This is a genomic window from Streptomyces sp. NPDC051243 (genome assembly GCF_044455405.1).
GTDB lineage: Bacteria > Actinomycetota > Actinomycetes > Streptomycetales > Streptomycetaceae > Streptomyces.
Window position 1 is genome coordinate 287204 of the sequence record NZ_JBITES010000013.1, and the last position, 18029, is coordinate 305232.

The 18029-nt window shown below is 67.5% G+C and carries 14 protein-coding genes and 1 pseudogene; 10 read left to right on the forward strand and 5 right to left on the reverse strand.

Annotation, left to right across the window (positions count from 1 at the left end):
- Nucleotides 1-3: 3 nt before the first annotated feature.
- Nucleotides 4-183 carry a hypothetical protein gene (locus ACIBAG_RS31940; RefSeq protein ID WP_399109811.1) on the reverse strand — a complete coding sequence of 60 codons (180 nt, stop codon included), beginning with the start codon at nucleotides 181-183 and terminating at the stop codon, nucleotides 4-6.
- 554 nt (nucleotides 184-737) lie between these two features.
- On the opposite strand from ACIBAG_RS31940, the gene uppS reads away from it, so the two are divergent.
- From uppS to ACIBAG_RS31955, 3 genes are all read left to right on the forward strand, one after another.
- On the forward strand, nucleotides 738-1541 hold the full coding sequence (gene uppS, locus ACIBAG_RS31945; RefSeq protein WP_399109813.1) for a polyprenyl diphosphate synthase: 804 nt from the start codon (nucleotides 738-740) through the stop codon (nucleotides 1539-1541).
- A gap of 46 nt (nucleotides 1542-1587) precedes the next feature.
- Nucleotides 1588-2544, forward strand: coding sequence for a terpene synthase family protein (locus ACIBAG_RS31950; protein WP_399109815.1), 957 nt, complete (start codon nucleotides 1588-1590; stop codon nucleotides 2542-2544).
- Nucleotides 2545-2921: 377 nt separating this feature from the next.
- Nucleotides 2922-3689, forward strand: coding sequence for a hypothetical protein (locus ACIBAG_RS31955; protein WP_399109816.1), 768 nt, complete (start codon nucleotides 2922-2924; stop codon nucleotides 3687-3689).
- Between the two features lie 210 nt (nucleotides 3690-3899).
- Here the strand turns inward: ACIBAG_RS31955 and ACIBAG_RS31960 are convergent.
- Nucleotides 3900-4737 (reverse strand): annotated as a pseudogene (locus tag ACIBAG_RS31960) (IS5 family transposase).
- Between the two features lie 392 nt (nucleotides 4738-5129).
- Here ACIBAG_RS31960 and ACIBAG_RS31965 point away from each other — a divergent pair.
- A complete protein-coding gene (locus ACIBAG_RS31965) occupies nucleotides 5130-5360 on the forward strand; it encodes a hypothetical protein (protein WP_399109818.1) in 231 nt (76 codons plus the stop codon).
- 805 nt (nucleotides 5361-6165) lie between these two features.
- Here the strand turns inward: ACIBAG_RS31965 and ACIBAG_RS31970 are convergent.
- Nucleotides 6166-6519, reverse strand: a complete 354-nt coding sequence (locus ACIBAG_RS31970) for a hypothetical protein (RefSeq protein ID WP_399109820.1) — start codon at nucleotides 6517-6519, stop codon at nucleotides 6166-6168.
- A 719-nt stretch (nucleotides 6520-7238) separates the two neighbouring features.
- Nucleotides 7239-7871: a telomere-protecting terminal protein Tpg gene (tpg, locus tag ACIBAG_RS31975; protein WP_399109860.1), complete on the reverse strand. Its 633-nt coding sequence runs from the start codon at nucleotides 7869-7871 to the stop codon at nucleotides 7239-7241.
- Nucleotides 7872-8144: 273 nt separating this feature from the next.
- Here tpg (ACIBAG_RS31975) and ACIBAG_RS31980 point away from each other — a divergent pair, with 273 nt between their 5' ends.
- The 6 genes from ACIBAG_RS31980 to ACIBAG_RS32005 all read left to right on the forward strand — a co-directional run bounded on the left by ACIBAG_RS31980 (nucleotide 8145) and on the right by ACIBAG_RS32005 (nucleotide 14506).
- Nucleotides 8145-8501, forward strand: a complete 357-nt coding sequence (locus ACIBAG_RS31980; RefSeq protein WP_399109822.1) for a hypothetical protein — start codon at nucleotides 8145-8147, stop codon at nucleotides 8499-8501.
- A gap of 145 nt (nucleotides 8502-8646) precedes the next feature.
- Complete coding sequence (tap, locus tag ACIBAG_RS31985) at nucleotides 8647-10854, forward strand: telomere-associated protein Tap (RefSeq protein ID WP_399109824.1); 2208 nt, start codon at nucleotides 8647-8649, stop codon at nucleotides 10852-10854.
- A gap of 6 nt (nucleotides 10855-10860) precedes the next feature.
- Entirely contained in the window at nucleotides 10861-11418 is a 558-nt protein-coding gene (gene tpg / locus ACIBAG_RS31990; protein WP_399109825.1) for a telomere-protecting terminal protein Tpg, read from the forward strand.
- A gap of 132 nt (nucleotides 11419-11550) precedes the next feature.
- A complete protein-coding gene (locus ACIBAG_RS31995; protein ID WP_399109827.1) occupies nucleotides 11551-12477 on the forward strand; it encodes a hypothetical protein in 927 nt (308 codons plus the stop codon).
- Between the two features lie 52 nt (nucleotides 12478-12529).
- Nucleotides 12530-13519 (forward strand): ATP-dependent nuclease, encoded by a 990-nt coding sequence (locus ACIBAG_RS32000; protein WP_399109828.1) that lies wholly within the window; start codon nucleotides 12530-12532, stop codon nucleotides 13517-13519.
- Between the two features lie 402 nt (nucleotides 13520-13921).
- Nucleotides 13922-14506, forward strand: a complete 585-nt coding sequence (locus ACIBAG_RS32005; protein WP_399109829.1) for a hypothetical protein — start codon at nucleotides 13922-13924, stop codon at nucleotides 14504-14506.
- A 12-nt stretch (nucleotides 14507-14518) separates the two neighbouring features.
- On the opposite strand, the gene ACIBAG_RS32010 is transcribed toward ACIBAG_RS32005, so the two are convergent.
- Entirely contained in the window at nucleotides 14519-17191 is a 2673-nt protein-coding gene (locus tag ACIBAG_RS32010; protein ID WP_399109831.1) for a Helicase associated domain protein, read from the reverse strand.
- Between the last annotated feature and the right edge of the window lie 838 nt (nucleotides 17192-18029).

An 18029-nucleotide genomic window follows, 5' to 3' on the forward strand; every position in this document is an offset into this window, starting at 1 on the left:
CGATCACGGCTGCTTCAGCTCGTCCGGGCACTCCGTGCCCCGCCGCAGCTGATAAGGCGCCGCCGGCCGGTACGTACGCGCCTCAGGGGCGACCAGCATCGTCCACTTGCCCCCGTCCGCGTCCTCCTCCGTCTCGAACAGGCAGTTGAACGGCCGTTGGGCTACACCCCTGGCCCAGGGCAAAGTTCTCCGTGATCGCGCAGTCCAGCACGAGATGCCCCGGTGGTGCGGTCCATAGCTGGTGAAGTGGGGCGAGCGGGTGCTGGTGCCACGGCGGGGAGGCAAACGTGTTACTTCATGTGCGTCCACCCACCCAACGTGCTGCCGACCAGGCCCATCAACAGGAAGACTTAACGGAGTCCCATTAGTTCGGGACCAATTTCGACCTCGGGCCATATGGAGACAAGCGTCAGGTTCAGGAGCGGTGTTGCCGGTCTGATGCAAGCTGCGCCGCTGATAAAGACCATTTCTGTACAGGGAAAGCGAGTTTTGGTTGACACCGCGTCACTGCGTGGTTTGCAGCCTGCCTGAAGATTTGCGACGTCCGGGCATCTGGATGAGCGCATGCCAGGAGGTACGTCGGTAGTGAACTCCGGGGCGTAGTTTCCGTTCGTCCGCGTTTGCAGCCGTTTACCTCTGTGCGCTCTGTGTCTACTTCTCCTGGTGGTGCAGCCTGTCAGGAGACTTGTTTGACGCGTGGCGGTCAATGTCCTGGCGGTTGAAAGGGTGGCCTGGCCGTGACTGACGCCTCTTCACCCTCCCCTCGTCCACACCCCCCAACGGCCTTGTGTGGCTGCCCTGCGAGCCACCGCGCCGGCCCAGCCGACGCCGAGACGGCAGATGGGGCGGCCCGGCAGACTGCCCCTGTTCCGGAGCACTTAGCGGTCATCCTCGACGGCAACCGGCGCTGGGCCGAGGCCCAGCGAGTGACCGTTGTCGAGGCATACCAAAAGGGCGCTGAGCGCGTGCACGACCTGCTGACTTGGTGCGACCGATCAGGCATCGCCTACGTCACGGTGTGGGCGTTGTCCCAGGACAACCTCCGGCGAGCACCGAACGCCGTATCGGCCATCCTGACGGCGGTGATCGAGGGGCTGCGGTGCATGGCCCGGACTGGCCGGTGGCCGATCCGGTTCATCGGCGCCCTTCAGCAGCTCCCCGCGCACCAGGCGGCGCTGCACGAGATCGAGAGGGAGACCGCACACGCCCGGGGCACCACGCTGAACGTCGCGCTCGCCTACAGCGGCCGCAGTGACATCGTTGATGCCGTGGTGGCTCTGCTGCAGCATCACGGCACTGAGCATCTGGACTCGGGTGCCGTCGAGCAGCTCTTGGCGGGATATCTCTCGACTGCTGGCCAACCCGACCTTGACCTCGTCATCCGCACGTCCGGCGAACAACGTCTGTCGGGATTCATGCCGTGGCAGACCGCCCAGGCCGAGCTGTATTTCACCGATGTCCCGTGGCCGGCCTTTGACCGCTGCAACTTCGATCAGGCGCTGCGCTGGTACGCCGACCGAGACCGGCGCTTTGGCCTATGAGGAGACCTTGCTGCCATCGCTGATTTTCACGGAAGGAAAGAGTCCGATGACCCTGGACGCCGCGTTCTACATGCCGTTCGAGCTGCGTTACAACCCCCACGCCTCCCAAGCGCACGACCGTACGTTGGCCTGGCTCGCCCGTTATGGGATCACCGATGACGAGAGGGTGAGGTGCGAGGTTGAGAGGACTGTCCTGGCGACCTACATGGGCTGTAACTGGCCGGACGCGCCGTTGGAAGACCTCGCTGTGGGATCCGACTTCGCCAACTGGATCCAGTGCTTTGACGACGTCTTCGACGCCGTGCCCGGACCAGACCCCGCCCAGAGCGCCTTGGCGACGGTTGAGGCTTTCGTGGCTGTCTGTCACGGCCGCCCCACCCCCTCCATCGGACAAGAGCACCAGGGCCTGTTGGCCGCTTTCCAGGACTTCTGGCACCGCGAGTCCGGTCCAATGTCGCAGGCGTGGCGTGCCCGGGCGGCGAAGGCGTGGGAGTCGTACCTGACCAGCGTCGCCCGCGAGGTCCACCTGCGCACGGGACCGGAAGACGAGCTGCCCGGTGTGGACGAGTACATCGCGCTGCGCAGGCGGACCATCGCGATCGAAGTCTGCTCGGACCTGTGTGAAAGGGTCAGCCGCTGCGAGTTGCCCGAGGAAATCGCGGCCTGTGATGAGATGCGTAATCTGCGCAATGCCGTCAAAGACGTCGTGTGGCTCATGCAGGATGCCGCCTCGGTGGAAAAGGAAGATGCCGACGAGTGCCCGCTGAACTTCGTGTTCGTCCTCGAACGCACCCTTGACCACAGTCGAGCCGAGGCGATCGGGGATATTGGGCAACGTCAGGAACAAGCCGTCCAGGACTTCCTGCGGGCCAAGGAGGCGCTACTGACCGCCTCGTGGCCCGAAACCTTCACGGGGCCGCTGAATCAGCACATCTTCGACCAGGAGCATTGGCTGAGTGGTACCCAGGCATGGCTGCAGCAGATGACCGGCGGCCGCTACTGATCACAGAAGCTCGTGATCTTTTGACGGAACGCCACAGAGCACCAGAACAGCGTGTCACGGTGTCAGGTCAGGCGCGCGTGGAGGTTGATCTCCAAGCAGTTCAAGCTGAAGTGATCCTCGTCCAGGCCGCCCTGCCGGGCCTGCACGCCCACGACTTCGCCGAGCCTGCCTCGCCCTGACCGCCCTTGCCCGCTTGATGGCAACCCGGGGCACCGAGCAGACCATCACCATTGCCTTCCCCACCACGACCCCGGAGGCAGCGGGACACGTAATCCGCGGCCTGGCCCGGAGACCACCGAGCCCCACCTGAGCACCCAGCGGCGTGAAGGCGCCGCAAGACGGTGCGACACCGCATCGCATCACCCCGGGAGGACCTCGTGACATCGAACCACGGATACAAGGCATCGGCATGGGCCGGAATCGCCATCCTGCCCACGGCTGTCATCCCCCTCGCGCTCACCGGTGAGTTCCCTATGCTCTTCCCGCGCTGGAGCATCCCGCCTGCGCAACTCGCCACATGGTTCGCGGTCCATGAGAGCGCGATCGATATCCAGATCGTCACAGGCAACGTCGCACTGCTGCTGATGGTGTGGTTCGCTGCCGGCCTGACGCAGACACTCCGGGTACCGTCGCGACCCACGCTGTACACCCGTCTGATCACCCCCACGGCTGTCGCGGTCGCCGCCACCTACACCGCGGCCAACGGCCTGTGGCTTCTGGCGGCGATCGGCGTGCGCACAGTCCCCATGAGCGCCGACCTGATCGCCTATGCCATTCGCGTCGGCATCGTCGTCTGGCTCGGCAGCCAGCCCATCGCTGCTTTCATGCTGTTCGCCGCCGCCGTGGCCATCCTGCACACGCACGTACTGCCCCGCTGGCTGGCCTGGTCCGCGATCACTATCGCCGTCCCGAACTTCCTGGTCACCTTCGCCGCACTCCTCAAGGACGGCTGGCTTGCCCCCGTCCAGCTGGCCACAGTGGTGCCGTATGCCCTGTTCATGCTGTGGCAGGTCACGGCAGCGATGTCGATGCTCCGTCCCACTGCGCTGTTCCCCCGGGCTTCTCTGAATCCGCAGGGAAGCGACTGGCGCGCGTCGGCGGGAGGGACGCCCCTTCGGCCTTCGAAAGATCCGGCGGGCTCTTGAACGCAATCACGGGATCCGGTCGGGGTGTGACTGGGGCGGCAATGCCCTGACTGCGGCTCCGGGTTAGGCGCTGCCCGTGTGAGTGGCAAGGTCATACCGGAGAGGCGAAAAGCTCCGCCGCACCTCGCAGCCTGGTAGCGCGATGCCCGAGCTCGCAGAGGGCGTTTCGGTCTGTTGTTTAGTCCCTGGATGCCCTAATCCGGTGAGGTTCTAGGTTCTGCGCCAGCTCGGGGTGGATTGGGCGGTGAGGCGGCGGGTCATGAGGTTGATCATCGCGAGGTGAATCATGGCTTCGGAGCGGTGGGGTGTGCTTCGTAGTCGCGGGTCAGGCGGCGGTGGTTCATCAGCCAGCCCAGTGTTCTCTCGACGGTCCACCGCCTCGGCAGGACGGTGAATCCTCTGGTGGCGGGGTCGCGGCGGACGATGTGCATGTCGATGCCGAGGGTCGCGGCGTGTTCGACGAGGTGCTGGCGGTAGCCGCCGTCGACCCAGGTCTTGCGGACCGTGGGATGCTCGGCGGCCACCTTCTCGATGAGGGCCTGGCCGGCGGCGGAGTCCTGCACGCTCGCGGCGGTGACCAGTACTGCCAGCAGCTGGCCGACGGTGTCGATGACGATGCTTCGCTGGCGGCCCACGATCTTCTTGCCCGCGTCGACGCCTTGGCCGGCCGCGGGAACGTTGGTGGTTGTCTTGATGCTCTGTGAGTCGATGACGCATGCGCTGGGCTCGGCCTCGCGGCCTTCCTGCCTGCGGACTTGGCGGCGCAGGAGACTGTTGAGCTGGTCGAAGACGCCCTCCTCCTGCCAGCGGGCGAATTAGGCGTAGACGGTGTTCCAGTGCGGGTAGTCGTGCGGGAGGTAGCGCCAGGGGATCCCGGTGCGGCTCACGTAGAGGATCGCGTCCAGGAGACTGCGCGGGTCGTGGTCCGGGGCCGGCCGCTGTCCAGTCCGCGACCGCGGCGTTCGGCCCGCCAGGCGGTCAGGATCGGCTCGACCAGCTCCCAGCGGGCGTCGGACAGATCGCTCGGATAACGACGTCGTTCGGCCATGGTTTTGAAGTACCCGGAAGCCGCCGGTCCGGCCCAGGCGCATGCATCGGCGCATAAGGCGAAGGGCGCACGAAGGCGCGTCTTGGGATTAAACAGGAGGAGTACAGACGAGACGCCCGTCCCATCGCCTCTTCGGTATCGCCAGCCCCTTGAGCGTCGCCAGCAGCAGCGAAGCCGATCCGCATACCAACCAAAATGCCTTCAAGTGCGGTGTAAACACCTCTCGGTACCTGTTTCTGAACTGCCCGGTGCGGGCTCGTGTCCTGGCCGAGCGGCGTCGTGGTCGCTATGCCGTTTGTGGTGTTCTACGCCACCCGGCCCATGGAGAGACTCGAGGCTTGTTGTACGTACGGCGCGGGGCGCTCCTCGAGCGTCTTGTTGAGGAGTACGGCATGGGTCCTCCGATCCAGGCCGTGCCCTCGACGACGGGTGTTGAGCTGGCCCGCGCCTGGTGCGAGGCGCTGCAGCCGCAGGGGGTGGGGGGCCTCGTCGTCAAGGTCGGGTCGAGCATGTACCGGGGCGGATCCCGTCGGTGGCGTAAGGTCCGCCACGCGGAGACGGTAGACGCGAGGGTCGTCGGCCATACGGGGCCGGCCTCGCGGCCACGGGCCGTGGCGGTGTGACTCCCGGACGGGCGTATCGCGCTCTCGCAGGCCTTGAAGGCGCCGATGTCCGGGCAGATGGCTTTGCTCTTCGAGGGCGCGGGGCCGGGACGGCAGGCGCGCACCGGCAGGGGTGATCGGTACGGTGCGGTCGACGTCGGCGCGGTCGTGGAGGTCTTGGCGGGTACGACCAGGCACGCGGTTGTGGCTGTGACGCGTGTGCGGTGGCCCCGGGCGCTGCGGGCGTGCAATGGTGTAAGCGACTGCCTGCAGTCTTTCGGCTCGGGGTCCCGTCTGGGCCTCAATTCCGTCGGGGACCCGTCGCCTCCTGTCGGGCCGTCAGCATCCTGGCTTTATGACCAGGGGCTGGCGGCCTGGTGCAGTTGTAGCGCCGCCTCAATCACGCGCAGTGTCCAGTAGGTGGCCGTCATGACGGCCCCTGTGATGACGCAGGCCATTCGGGCCCGCCGCCACCGTGGGCGCTGCTCGTCGTCTTGGTGGTTCTCGTTCCGCACCATGCGGTACCTCCCGACTGCCCGATGGGGGTCAGGCAACCCGGTCCGAGAACTCTCGGGACCGCGGTGTCCGAGAGGCGTCGCCCGGTTGGGGGTATCGCTGTACGTCTATCGAAGCACTAGATGTGGGGATTGGCTCATACGCGCCCGCGTGGCGGGGCGCTATGAATGAGCCATTCAGCACAAGGCGCAGGGTGCAGAGGTGTCTGACCTGCGCGGGGACAGGACTAACTGATGCGGGGAGATGGCGTAAAACCATCTTTGGCGGCGTCCCGTTCCGCGTGACGGTCTGCTGTGCGCCACCTTCGCCTTCATCTCCCCTTACGAGCGACGGCCCGTGCTGCGTCCGTAGCTTTGGCGGACTCGGCGTCGCGGCTGCGCCGCTTGTGGATTGCCATCTTGGTGACCCTCACGACCGCGGCGGCGCCGTAGATGGTGGTACCCGGCTTGTTCAGCTCCCGCAGGAACCGTGTCACTCGCGCAGGGGTGAGACGCATCTGTCCGGTGTGCCCGTAGGGCGCCGCGGCGGCGCTGACCGCGTCACAGGCCTTCGCGAACGCCAGATCGTCGTCTCTCCAAGCGCCGGAGTTGGCCGAGTCGAGGATCAGCTCCGCGCGGCTCGGGGTGATGCCGAGGACCAGAAGCCGCAGGAAGTCGGCGCGCACGGCTCGGCTCGCCTCCTTGGGACCGTCGGGATCCCGGCTGGCCAGCGCGATCGTCAGGCGGGTGTCGGTGCGAGCACTAGGCCGTGTCCGCGAAGTCCCGCCTGTCCCGCGACGCCTGGCACGCACTCTCGGCGTGCCGGGCGAAAGTCCACGTACAACCTGTACGAGGGCTTCCGCCCGGTGCGGCGAGGGCACGCACCAGACGCCGCGGGGCCCGCCCTCCGTGCGGACGACGGGACTTTGCGGACACGACCTGGCCCACACTGCGGGCAGTTCGACGCCGAGATCGGTGGCCGCGGTATCCAGGGCCTGGGCAGGCACAGCCCGCACGGGTCCGGGAAGAGGAACAGCGGAACGCCGGTCGCGCGGCGGACCACGTCGTCGACCTCCCCGCGGTGTGCCCGCGCGTCCACGCCGCGTGCTGTGTAGCCGCGCAGTACTTGTTGCAGCCGCTCGTACGGCTTGGGCTGCTGCTCAGCGAAGAAGCAGGACAGGTGCAGGCCCTGCGAGCGGTAGTAGGAGGCGGCCCGCAGCGCGATCTCCGCTGCGACTTTTTGGCTTGGGGTCGGTGGTGGTGAGAGTCGGTGGTGTTGGTCTGGTGGTGTGCTGTGTCGGTGCTGGTCAGTGGGGTGTTGGGCGGGGTTGGCACTGTCATGAGGTGAGAGGTTGGGGTGGGTGTTGCTGTCGGGGGGCTTTATCTCATGGCAGCTGATGCTGTTTCAGGTTCGTGAGTTCTGATGCGGTGGGGTGGGGGAGATCGGTGTGATCGTGAGGTGGATCAGGACGTATGGGCTGGCCGTGGGGCTGTACTGCCGAGGGCGTTGGTGGTGCGTCGTTTGCTGGAGCGGCAGCAGGCGGGGGAGTTGTCGACGCGGCATGTGCGTGCGGTGCCCCAAAGGGGCGAGGGTCACCATCTGCTGCTGCTCACCCCCGCCGGCGTCCCGGGCGGCGAACAGCTCGCGGGCCACTTCTCCCGACAGGTGCTGGGTGATCAGCCGTCCCCGCGGATCGTCCGACGGGCCTGCCGGAGCGGTGAAACCGAACCGCGCCCTGGTGTGGAAGACAAGCCCGTCGGCGTCGGCCCGGGCCTGTCGGCGGGCGCGCGCCAGGGGCTGCCACCGTGCCCTGACGGCCTCATCGGTCAACCGCGCATGCACAGCACGTGGACGGCGACGCCTTCCCGGCCGGGTCGTGACCCGCCTCTGTACCGTGCGCTGGGAGATCCCCAGGAGGACAGCCATGTTCTTCGTGGAGCCCTTCTCCGCCCTGAGTAGGAATCGCACAGCGGCGTCACCAGTAGGCACCGGCCGGCTCAGCAGCGCTCGCTCAAGCCCTTTGACGATCTCCCCCATGTCCGCCCCCGAGCCGTTCTGCCGCCGCACAGCGGCCGTCTGCTCCCTGAGGTCTTTCACACTCGCCCGTCGTCTTTGGCTGGTTCCGACGTATGCGAGACATCCCTGCGGTTCCTCGGCCCATGGCCCTGCTGTCCTATCTCGATCCTGAGCTCGTCTCACTGAACCTGAGCGCCGCTCCGTAGGGTTCGCGCGCCCACCCAGCCGCTCAAGCAGCGTCCATCTTTAAGGAAACCTAGCCAATTTCTACTAGGTTTCTATAGTCTTCTCCTCGTGAACTCCTACAGCGAGGACCTCGCCGGCGTCGAGCGTGAACTCCGTGAAGCCGAACTCGAGCGTGACCGACTCGGCGCTCATATCGAGGGACTCAAAGCCAAGCGGGACGCCTTCAAGAAGCTGAGTGCAGCGGTATCCGAGCCGGGGCCGGCGGTCCAGGACCTCACCAAGGCGGATGCCATCGTCAAGATCCTCAGGGCGTCGCCTCAGCCCATGTCTCTCGGTGATATTGCGGATGCTTTGACCGCCGCGGGCAAGCAAGCCAACCGCAACGGCGTCTCCGTCTGCATAGACGGTCTGCTCAAGGCTGGCCGCGTCGTCCGTGTGGCCCGGAACCAGTACCGCGACGCCTGACAACTTCACTGGGGCGCGTCCATCGTTCGGTGAGATGGGGCACCTGCGACAGCCCGGGCGGCGCAACCGTTTCTTACGCAGCCCGTACGCGTTTGGTACGCGAAATGTGCGCTTCACGCTAGGGTTGCGGGACTGGAGGTGCTGCATGTCCGAGCTGTTCGAGGCGGTCGATGCGCTCATTGCGTCCCGCTCTTCGTTGCCGCCCCCGGCGGAGCGCAAGCGGCTGCGCCAGGCGCACGGGCTGACGCTGGACGAGGTGGCTGCCGCATTGCAGGTGCGGCGTGCGACGGTCAGCGGCTGGGAGGCCGGCAAGACCGAGCCGCGGCCGCCGGAGCGCGACGCATACGCGCGCATGCTCAAACAACTGGCCCGGCTTTACCCTGCCAACGCACCGGTGTCCCCTGAGGACACGGCGATCCCCGAGACGCCTGCCGTTCCGGCCGCTCCTGCGCCATCGGCAGTTGAACCGGCCCAAGCCCGCACCGCACCCACAGTCCCGGCTGCGGAGCCCACGAACACGCGCCCCGCTGCCCCTGTACCGCGCCCGGCGGTCACATCCAGGCCGACGTCGCGCCGTTTGGCCGCGAAGAAGGCCGCCCCCGCAGGCACCCTGGCGGGCGGCGCCGATCCGCGTTTCGAGAACGGTCCGCTTGCAGTCGTCGACGGTACCGACGGCCAGGTGCTGGCGTACTGCGTCGGCGGCCTGGTCCTGGACGTACCGGCGAAGTCGATCCCGGCCCTGGTGGAGTGGACGTTGAACGAAGGGCGCTTCGGCCAGCCGAAGTTGTCCGGGCCGGGCAAGGACGCCGACCCCCTGATCGTGCTGACCGGGTCCGCGTGCGAGTACTACGGCCTGCCCGTCACGCTCACCAAAGAGGAGCGCCTGGCCGGTCGGCTGCCGGAGAGCCACAAGGTCGTCAAGCAGCTGACGCGCGCCAACTGGCAGCTGACCAAGCGCGGGTTCGGGCCGTGGGTGCGGATCTACCGCCCGGCGCAGGGCGCGGAGCGGGCCTGCGTGCAGTTGTGCGTCCCGTCGTGGGACGCGCTCGATGCCCGGCACTGGGCCGACGCGGGGCAGCTGCCGCCGGCGGACCTGGCCCGGCTGCTGGGCACGTATGCGGCCCGCGTGATGACGCCGCGCGGATCGACCGCCGTGACCGGCCTGGAGCTGATGACCGCGCTGCACCCGCCGACCCGCGCCTCCGAACCCGACGCGACGGGCAAGCGGCACTCCGAGCACAACCCCGGCTCGCTGGGCAAGGATCCGGTGGACTGCGCGCCGTGCGAAGCCCCCGACGGGCACCCGGTCCTGGCGGAGCTGCCGCGCTTCCACCACCGCACCCCGGCCGAGGTTCTGGTGGAGGAGGCGTACGACTGGGCACGCCCGCTCACCGACGCCGAATGCCTTCGCCCCCACCTGGTGGGCATCGACGTGAACATGGCCTTCGCCGCAGGCGCGAACGGCCTTAACGTCGGCCTGGGCGCGCCGACGCACGTCAAGAGCCCCGTCTTCGATCCGAAACTGCCCGGTTCCTGGCTGGTCGACCTGAGCCACGTCGACCTGTCCCGCGTGAAGCTCGCCAAGCAGTGGACGGACCTGGACGGCGAGCTGCTGCCCAGTCCGTTCACGCCGAAGGGCGAGCGCCCGACGGGGCCGGCCTGGTACGCCACGCCGACCGTGGCGTACGCGGTGGAGCTCGGCTACGACGTCCGCCCGATCGAGGCGTACGTCCGCCACGACAACGGCCGCTACCTGGACGCTTGGTACAACCGGCTGCGTGACGCCTACCTCGCCACGATGGCCGACCTCGGCGTGCACGCCGACATGCCGCCGGCCGACTTCCTCGCGGCGATGGACGGCTACCGACAGCGCGACCCCCAGCTGGCGATCGTGGTGTCCGCGATCAAAGCGACCGTGAAGGGCGGCATCGGCAAGCTGCGCGAACGCCCCCGCGGGGAGGGCTGGAAGCCCGGGCAGCCGTGGCGGGCCCTCGCCCGGCCCACCTGGCGCCCGGACATCCGCGCCGCCGTCATCTCCCGCACCCGGATCAATATGCACCGAAAGATCGTCAAGCACGCCGCCTTCACCGGCCAGTACCCGGTGGCCATCCTCTCCGACTGCGCCGTCTACGCCTCCGACGGGCCCTCCCCGCTGGACTTCCTGCCCTACCGGGACGGCAAGCCGCTGCCGGGCGGCTTCAAGCTCGGGGTGAACCCGGGCCTGGTGAAATGGGAGGGCACCCAGAGCGTGCTGTGGGGCGAGGGCGTCCGCGAGCAGTTCAACGCCCCAGAGCTCAACCTCGCCCGGTACATCAAGGACGGCACCGTCACCGACGTCGACAACGGGGAGTAACAGGCGATGAGCGTGTTCGGGGACGGCCTGGACGCCGCGGTGCAGAAGGCGTTCACCCGCCCGGCGCCCAAGAGCGCGCCCGCGCAGATGCGGTACCTGGTCAGGCAGCTCAAGAGCACCAGGGCGGTCGCCCAGATGCTGCGCATCTCCCAGCGCACCGTCGAACGGTACGTCAAAGCCCAGATCAAAAAGCCGCGCCCGGACCTCGCAGCCCGCCTGGAGGCCGAAGTGAACAAGCGCTGGCAGCCGCAGATCCGCGCCAAGGCGCGGCAGAAGGCGGCGACCACCGACGGCATCGTCATCGACACCCGCGCCCGGATCGGCTACACCGCGCCGATCGGCACGACGGACGAGGACCGCCTCCGGCACCTGACCGTCGCCCTGCCGCCCCGCTACGCCGCCCGCCTCTTCAACGCCCAGGAGCAGGGCGCCAGCGACCAGCAGCTCCAGCAGATCGCCGCCGAAGCACTCAAGGAGGTGTACTTCCAGGACAACGGCCGCCGCGCCGGCCAACTGGAGGAGGTCCGCTTCACCGACATCGAGCACTTGGAGTTCGATCTCTGACTCACCGATGTCCGGAAAGTCCGGGGCAGGCTGTGTGACCAGGACGTACTGAGCGCGCAGGAGGGGCGAATCAGGCTCAGCGCGGCACACCTGACGCACTACCGCTCGGTCATCGATTCGACCGAGTTCGAGGTGGAACCGGACAAGACGATCGTGGCGGGGGCCAACGAGGCCGGGAAAACCGCCGTCCTTCGATCGCTGCAGCAGGTCAATCCGCCGGCAGACCAGCGGGATGGCCTGGACGCCCTGCGGGACTACCCGAGGTCGCGATACACAGAGCTCGACACGGGCGGTAAGGAAGCTGGCGACGTTCCGGTCACGCGGGCGACGTTCGCCCTGGACGAGGACGACATTGCGACACTCCATGATGTCGACGCTGACGTGTTCGCCGACGCCAAGACGTTCGTGCTGACGCGGTACCTCGACAATCACCGCAACTGGGACCTGCCTGGCGTCAGCCGGAGTGTGCAGTGGAAGGACGTCAGCAAGGACGCTGCCCGCCTCAAAGCCCACGCCAAAGGGCGTGGGGACGAAGGCCAGCAACTGGCCGATGAACCCGATCAGTTGCTGGCGGGCGTGCGCGACACCACGCGGCTGGTCGGCCCCACTGCCAACAAGCTGGACGACCGGCTCGAACGGGCCCTGCCTCACATCGATGAGGAAAACAAGCAGGCCGACGCGCAGTTCGACCGACTCCGCGCGGCACCCCGGCGCTACACAACCTACAAGCAGGCCTGGGATGCCCTCGGACCACCGATCCCGGTGTTCGTCTACTACTCCCAGCACTTCACCGTGCGCCCCCGGATCCATCTGGCCAACCTCGCACAGCGACAGGCCGCCGACGACCTGGATCAGGAGTACGACTTCGGCAATCTGTGCCTGCTCGATCTCCTCGGCTTCACCGCTGCCGAGCTCTCGCAGATGGACAGCGAGCCAGCCCCTCAGCTCCCGCCGAACCGGCAGGACCAGAATGCGATGGCGGCCTACCAAGAAGCAGAGAAGACGTGGCAGGCCCAGCACGACGCACGCCAGGACAAACTGAACGCAGCGAGCGCTTGATCACCCAGTTGATCAGCAACGGGGCGACGATAACCTGCAGCTCCGCCTGGTCGTGGACGGGCAGTACCTCAAGGTGGTCGTCGTCGACGATCTCGGAGTCGAGGTAGAACTCGATCAGCGCAGCGAAGGGTTCCGATGGCTGGTCAGCTTCTTCGTGGTCTTCCGCGCCCAGGCGAAGGAGCAGCTGAACAACGCGATCCTGCTCCTGGACGAACCCGGACTGCACCTGCATGCGCTCAAGCAGCGTGAGTTCCGCAAGACCGTGGAGATGCTGGCAGAGGACAACCAGAACCTCTACACCACCCACTCGCCTTTCATGGTCGGGCCGGAGGAACTCCACCGCGTGCGGTTGGTGGAGATGGTCGACCGGACCACCGGCACAAAGATCCACACCCAGCTCGTTTCGGACGACCCTCGCTCGGTCTTCCCACTGCAGACTGCGCTCGGCTACGACCTCGCCCAGAGCATGTTCAGCCAGCGCCGCAACCTCGTCACCGAGGGCTTGACCGACATGTGGTTTCTCGAAGGCCTCGCCGGAGCCATGCGTGAAGCTGGCGTCGCCACGACGCGCGACAACATCGCCATCGTGCCTGCCGGCAGCTCCAGCAAGGTCATTTACCACTGCACTCTGCTGCACAGCCAGAGGTTGAAGGTCAGCGCACTGCTGGACTCTGACGCGGCAGGCGAGAAGCCCGCTACACAGGACGACCTGGTCCGTCTTCTGAAGAACAACCAGATCCTTCGAGCCAAGGACTACTACACCGGATCCGTTCCCGGCCCAAAGATCGAGGATCTTCTACGCACCACACTGGTGAACGTAGCCCTCGATAAGCTCGGCTGGGACGTCCGCGCGACGGAGGCCGCCCAGCAGAAGCGCCACATCGTGGACGTCTTCAAAGCTGAGATTCCAGGCTTCTCCAAGTGGAAGCTCGCCAAGGCGTTCCTGCAGTGGCTGACCGATCACAGCTGGAGCGATCTGACGGCCGACGAGCAGACCGCCTGGCAGAAACTCTTCGCCGCCATCAACAAGGGACTGGCGTAGCTGTCGGGCCCCACACCTGACTACGTGAGAGCCCCGGGAACTGGGACGTTCCCGGGGCCCTCACATCTGGGCCCAGTCACCCGCCAAGGGCCAGTCTCACGCCCACTGGATGCCGAGTTCTCCTAAGGCGGTGAGCTGGCCTCGCCTCGACTTGGTGTTCGAGACCCATGCACCCAGCTTGTCGCCGACGAAGGGAGGAGCCAGTGGCCAGCCCGGTATCCTGCCCCCAGGGTTGACGCCCTGGACTTCGCCGACGCCCACACCACACCCGGACACCCACACTGCCCGGAATACTGCTGGAAGGTCTTCCGGGATCAACGGACCGCTTGACGAGCACCTTGACGATCCATCGAGCCGGGATGCCGTGTCGGGGCGAGGACCCGGTGCCGAGAGGACCCGTCCATGACCAAACGCACTACCGAGCAGCAGCGTGCCCGTGAACTCCAGCGCACCGTGAACGAGCAGGGCACACGCCTCACCTACCACGAGGCCCTCAACTGGATACGTGAAACCGCCGAGGTGCAGGCCGAGAATCCGGGCAGAATCGCCGTCTGCGTGCCTCACCAGCACTGCATCATGGTCTTTGAAGCGAACACGGACCCCGAGTACATCCGCAACGCGATCACGCCGACTCCCGCAGCCGAAGTCGAGCCCGCCAACGAGCTCCTCCAGCGCAGGGACGCTCTGATGCGCGACCACTCCAAGGCGGAGATCATCGCCATGATCCTCAGGAGATGGCGCTACGACCCGGGCGAGAATCTCGCACGCTGTACCAAACAGGAACTCGCCAACGAACTGGTGAACGGCGAGGACAGCCGTGAGCGCTACGAGGCGTACGGACGGGCGGCGCTGCTCAACGGAAGGCCAGTGCCCGACTCACGACCTCTTTGCGGGGGTATCAGCTGCCCCGGACACGACAGCGCGACACCCTGGCCAGAGACTCGCGTGCGCTTCCGCGCCCAAGGGCCCTGCATCGACGCACAGTAGCCTGAGCGGCTTCTACGCCCTCGCCCATTCCAGTCCGAGGTCGGCGAGGGCGGCGAGCTGCTCGGACGTGAGCTTGTCCCGCCTCGCTTTGGTGTTGGAGATCCATACGCCCAGCTTCACGACCACCGGCTCCACCCCGCCGTCGACAGTGAGCTCCTCAGCGTGCCCACGCGGGACCGGCCGGTCTACACCTTCCCGCTCCATCCACTGTGCGAGGGCCGCAAGGCCCCGTTGGAACGCCTGCTGCGCCTTGCTCGGCCCCTTCGTCACGCGAGACGCCGCCGGGGCGGGAGACGGGGGCGCAGGAGCCTTGATGCCCAGCGCGGTCAGCCGTTCTTGCTGCTCGGTCGACAGCTGCGCCCAGGCGCGCGCCTCCCGCTGCCGTTGGAGCCATTTGCCGATGTCGTCGCCGTCCATGAGTACGCCGGGTGCGATGTCGGGCAGGTGGCCGTCGGCGTCGACGAGGTCGGCAAGGACGCGGTAGCGGCGTTGCCAGTCCAGTGGCCACGGGCAGTCCCAGTCCGGGTCGATCTCCGTCAACTGCGCCGCGCGCACGGCGGCCCGCTCCGGGTCCTTGCCCAAGCCGTTCTTCGCTCCCTTCCGCCGGAGATTGGCCATGTGCTGCCCGACGGGCACCATCGCCTCGCCCTCGCCCCACACCGCGTCCTGACGCGGGGCGAGGTGCCCGGTTACCCGCCGGTAGGACCGGAGCGCGGCCAGCTTCGCCTCCCACGCCTCCTCACCGGGCTGCCACACCATCCCGGCCTCCGGTGCGTCCAGCAGGGTCTTGCGCCGCTCCTCCAGCTCACCCGCCCGCAGCGCCTTCCGCTGCTGGTGCACCCACCTCCCAAGCGGAAACGCCTTCGTCGCCCCAACCTCGACCTCAACGTCGTAGGGCACGGCGTAGAGGCCGGTGATCTCGTTCTCCGCTCGCCAGCGGAGCAGGGCCTGGTAGCCCTCCAGCCACACCAGAGACTCCGGGCGGTAGACCCGGGTGCGCAGGAAAGCGGCGATCGTGGCTGCGTCGCGCGGGCTGGAGAAATGGAGCAGCGCGGACTCGGCAGCGGCGTCGGTGTTGTCCTGCTCCTGGTCCTCACCGTCGCCGTCGGCCCCGACGATTCGGCCGTCTTCGTCGCGCCGGAGGTGCACCTTGCGCTGCCCGTGGGTGAGCGCACGGGAGGCGAACTGCTCGACCAGGCGCTCATCATGACTGCGCAGGCCCTGGAGGACGGCTACCAGGGGGCGGAACGAGGCGCTGGCGACCATGTCCGTCGGGTCCTCGCCGGGCTCCAGGAACACCGGCACGATGATCCTGGCCACCTTCGTGGTGCCGTCCCGGTTGAGCCGCAGCGCCCGGCCGATGTTCTGCACGATCTCGACCTGGGAACCGCGGGTGTCGGCGAAGCACACGGCCTCGACTCCGCGCTCGCCGGTGATGTCGACGCCTTCCCCGAGGACGCGAACGCTGGCGAGGAACGCGCGATGGACCCGCCGGCCCGAGGCGTCGATGCCGTTGGCGAACTGGCGCAGCACCTCGCGGCGCTCGGATACGAGGTGGTCGCCGCACAGCCACGCCGACCAGACCCGCTCCGGGGGTACGTGGCGGCCGGCCTCCAGCTCGTAGAACTCCGCGTCGATCGACGACTTCGGGAGCCGGTCCGCGGCCGCCAGGTCGTCGTCCGAGGCGTCGTTGACGTACAGCTCGGCTGCTGTCTCCGGCATCTTCTCCGCGAACGCCATGGCCTCCTCCACCTTCTGGTGGAAGGTCATGACCGTACGCAGGTTGTACGCGGCGGCGTGCTCCAGGAGCGCGGTCTGCAGGAGCGCCAGGCGCCGGCCGCGCTGCGCCTCCTCCGATTCCCCGAGGACCGGGGAGGGGTCGCGGATCTCCAGCACGTCGATCTCGAACCCGGCGAGGATGCCCCGCTCGATCGCCTCCGAGAGCCCGAGTTCGGCCAGCCACGGCCCGTAGGTGGCGGAGTCCTGGCCCATCGACGCGAGCTCCAGCTCCTGGCCCTCCGCGCCTTTCTGCGGCCGGGGAGAGGCGAGGATGCGCGGAGTGGCGGTGAGGTAGAGCCGGAAGTCGGCGGGGACACGGGCGTTGTCGTGGATCGCGGCCCACGGCCTCCCAAGATCACCAGCGGTGCCGTGTGCCTCATCCACGATCGCGAGATCGAAGCCTGCCATCTGCTGCCCGTACAGCCGCTCCCCGCCCGCCAGAGCGGCCTCCAGCGGCCCGCGAACCTTCCGCTGGCCCAAGGGTGCGTCGATGTCCTCGCGGTCCACCAGGGAGGCATACGTGGCGAACACGACCACCGGCCCGGACCCCGCCCACAGGGCGAGCTGGATCGGGTTTGTGGTGGTGCGCACCCGCAACTCGTTCAGCACCGGGTCGTTCTCCAGCGAGCACACAGCCACCATCGGCGCCCGGTGACCCACCAGGCGCCACGCCTGAGCGGTCTGCACGAGCAGATCCAGGGTCGGGACGGTCACGAGGATCCGGCCGCCCGGGAAGCACTCCAGAGCGCATGCAGAGGCCGTGATCGTTTTTCCTGAACCGGTCGCTGACACGATCGTGCCCCGAGCTCCCTCCGGGGGCACAGATGACCTTGCAGGGAATCCCACCCACTTTCGGAAAGCCGACTTCTGGTCGACCTGGTGTTCCCGAAGCTGAATACCCGGCATTTATTGATCCTCCCCTGCCCTTATTTTCTGACCGTTTCGGGAATCACCGGGACGGTGTGAATGGTGGTACTGACACCGTACCGTCCTCGCCCTGGGTATCCCGGTCCGGCTTGTACACGCTCCAACTGGCCTCAGCCATCAAGTCCCTGACACGCCGCCACTCCGTGTGCTTGGCGGCCCAGATGTCAGCCAGCCGTTCAGGGGCCATCTCGAACCCGGACGAGGAACCGCCCTGCCGCAGCTGTTCCGCTGTCTCACGCTCGCGGAGAGCGGCCTCCGCCACCTTGTCCGCAACGGCAGCGATGCCGAGGCTTTTTTGCCTGGCGCCGGACCTGATCCCGCGCCACGTCCTGAGCACTCCAGATGCGGCATTTCCTTTTCCCCTGGTCGGTGAGCTATCGCCCCGTCCGGGTGGTTGGGGTTGTCCTATGTTTCCGCCAACGGTACATGGTGCATCAACCTGATGCACCCACTACCCTAGAACCCGACACGGACGAGCGACCCCCTCCCTCGTAGCCAGCCCGGCCCGCGAACAGCGGGCCTCAACGGTTCTGGAGGCGCAGCCGGAAGGACTGTCAGGCGGGGGAGCGCAGCGGACCCGCCCCCGGGAGTGCAGAGCACTCCCCAACTTCCGTACTGAAAGCCCCACTAGTCGCACGTGACACCCCGTCAAGCGGGCGGCTGCGCATCGCGCGCCGCGCCGGGCGCGCAGCGGCCGGCCCCACCAGATCCCGAAGCGCAGCGCAGGGATCCGCCCCCGCATCGCGGGGGCCAGCGGGAGCGCAGCGACCGCCCCCCGCTTGCACATCGCGCAGCGATGTGGTACCCGCTCCGCGGG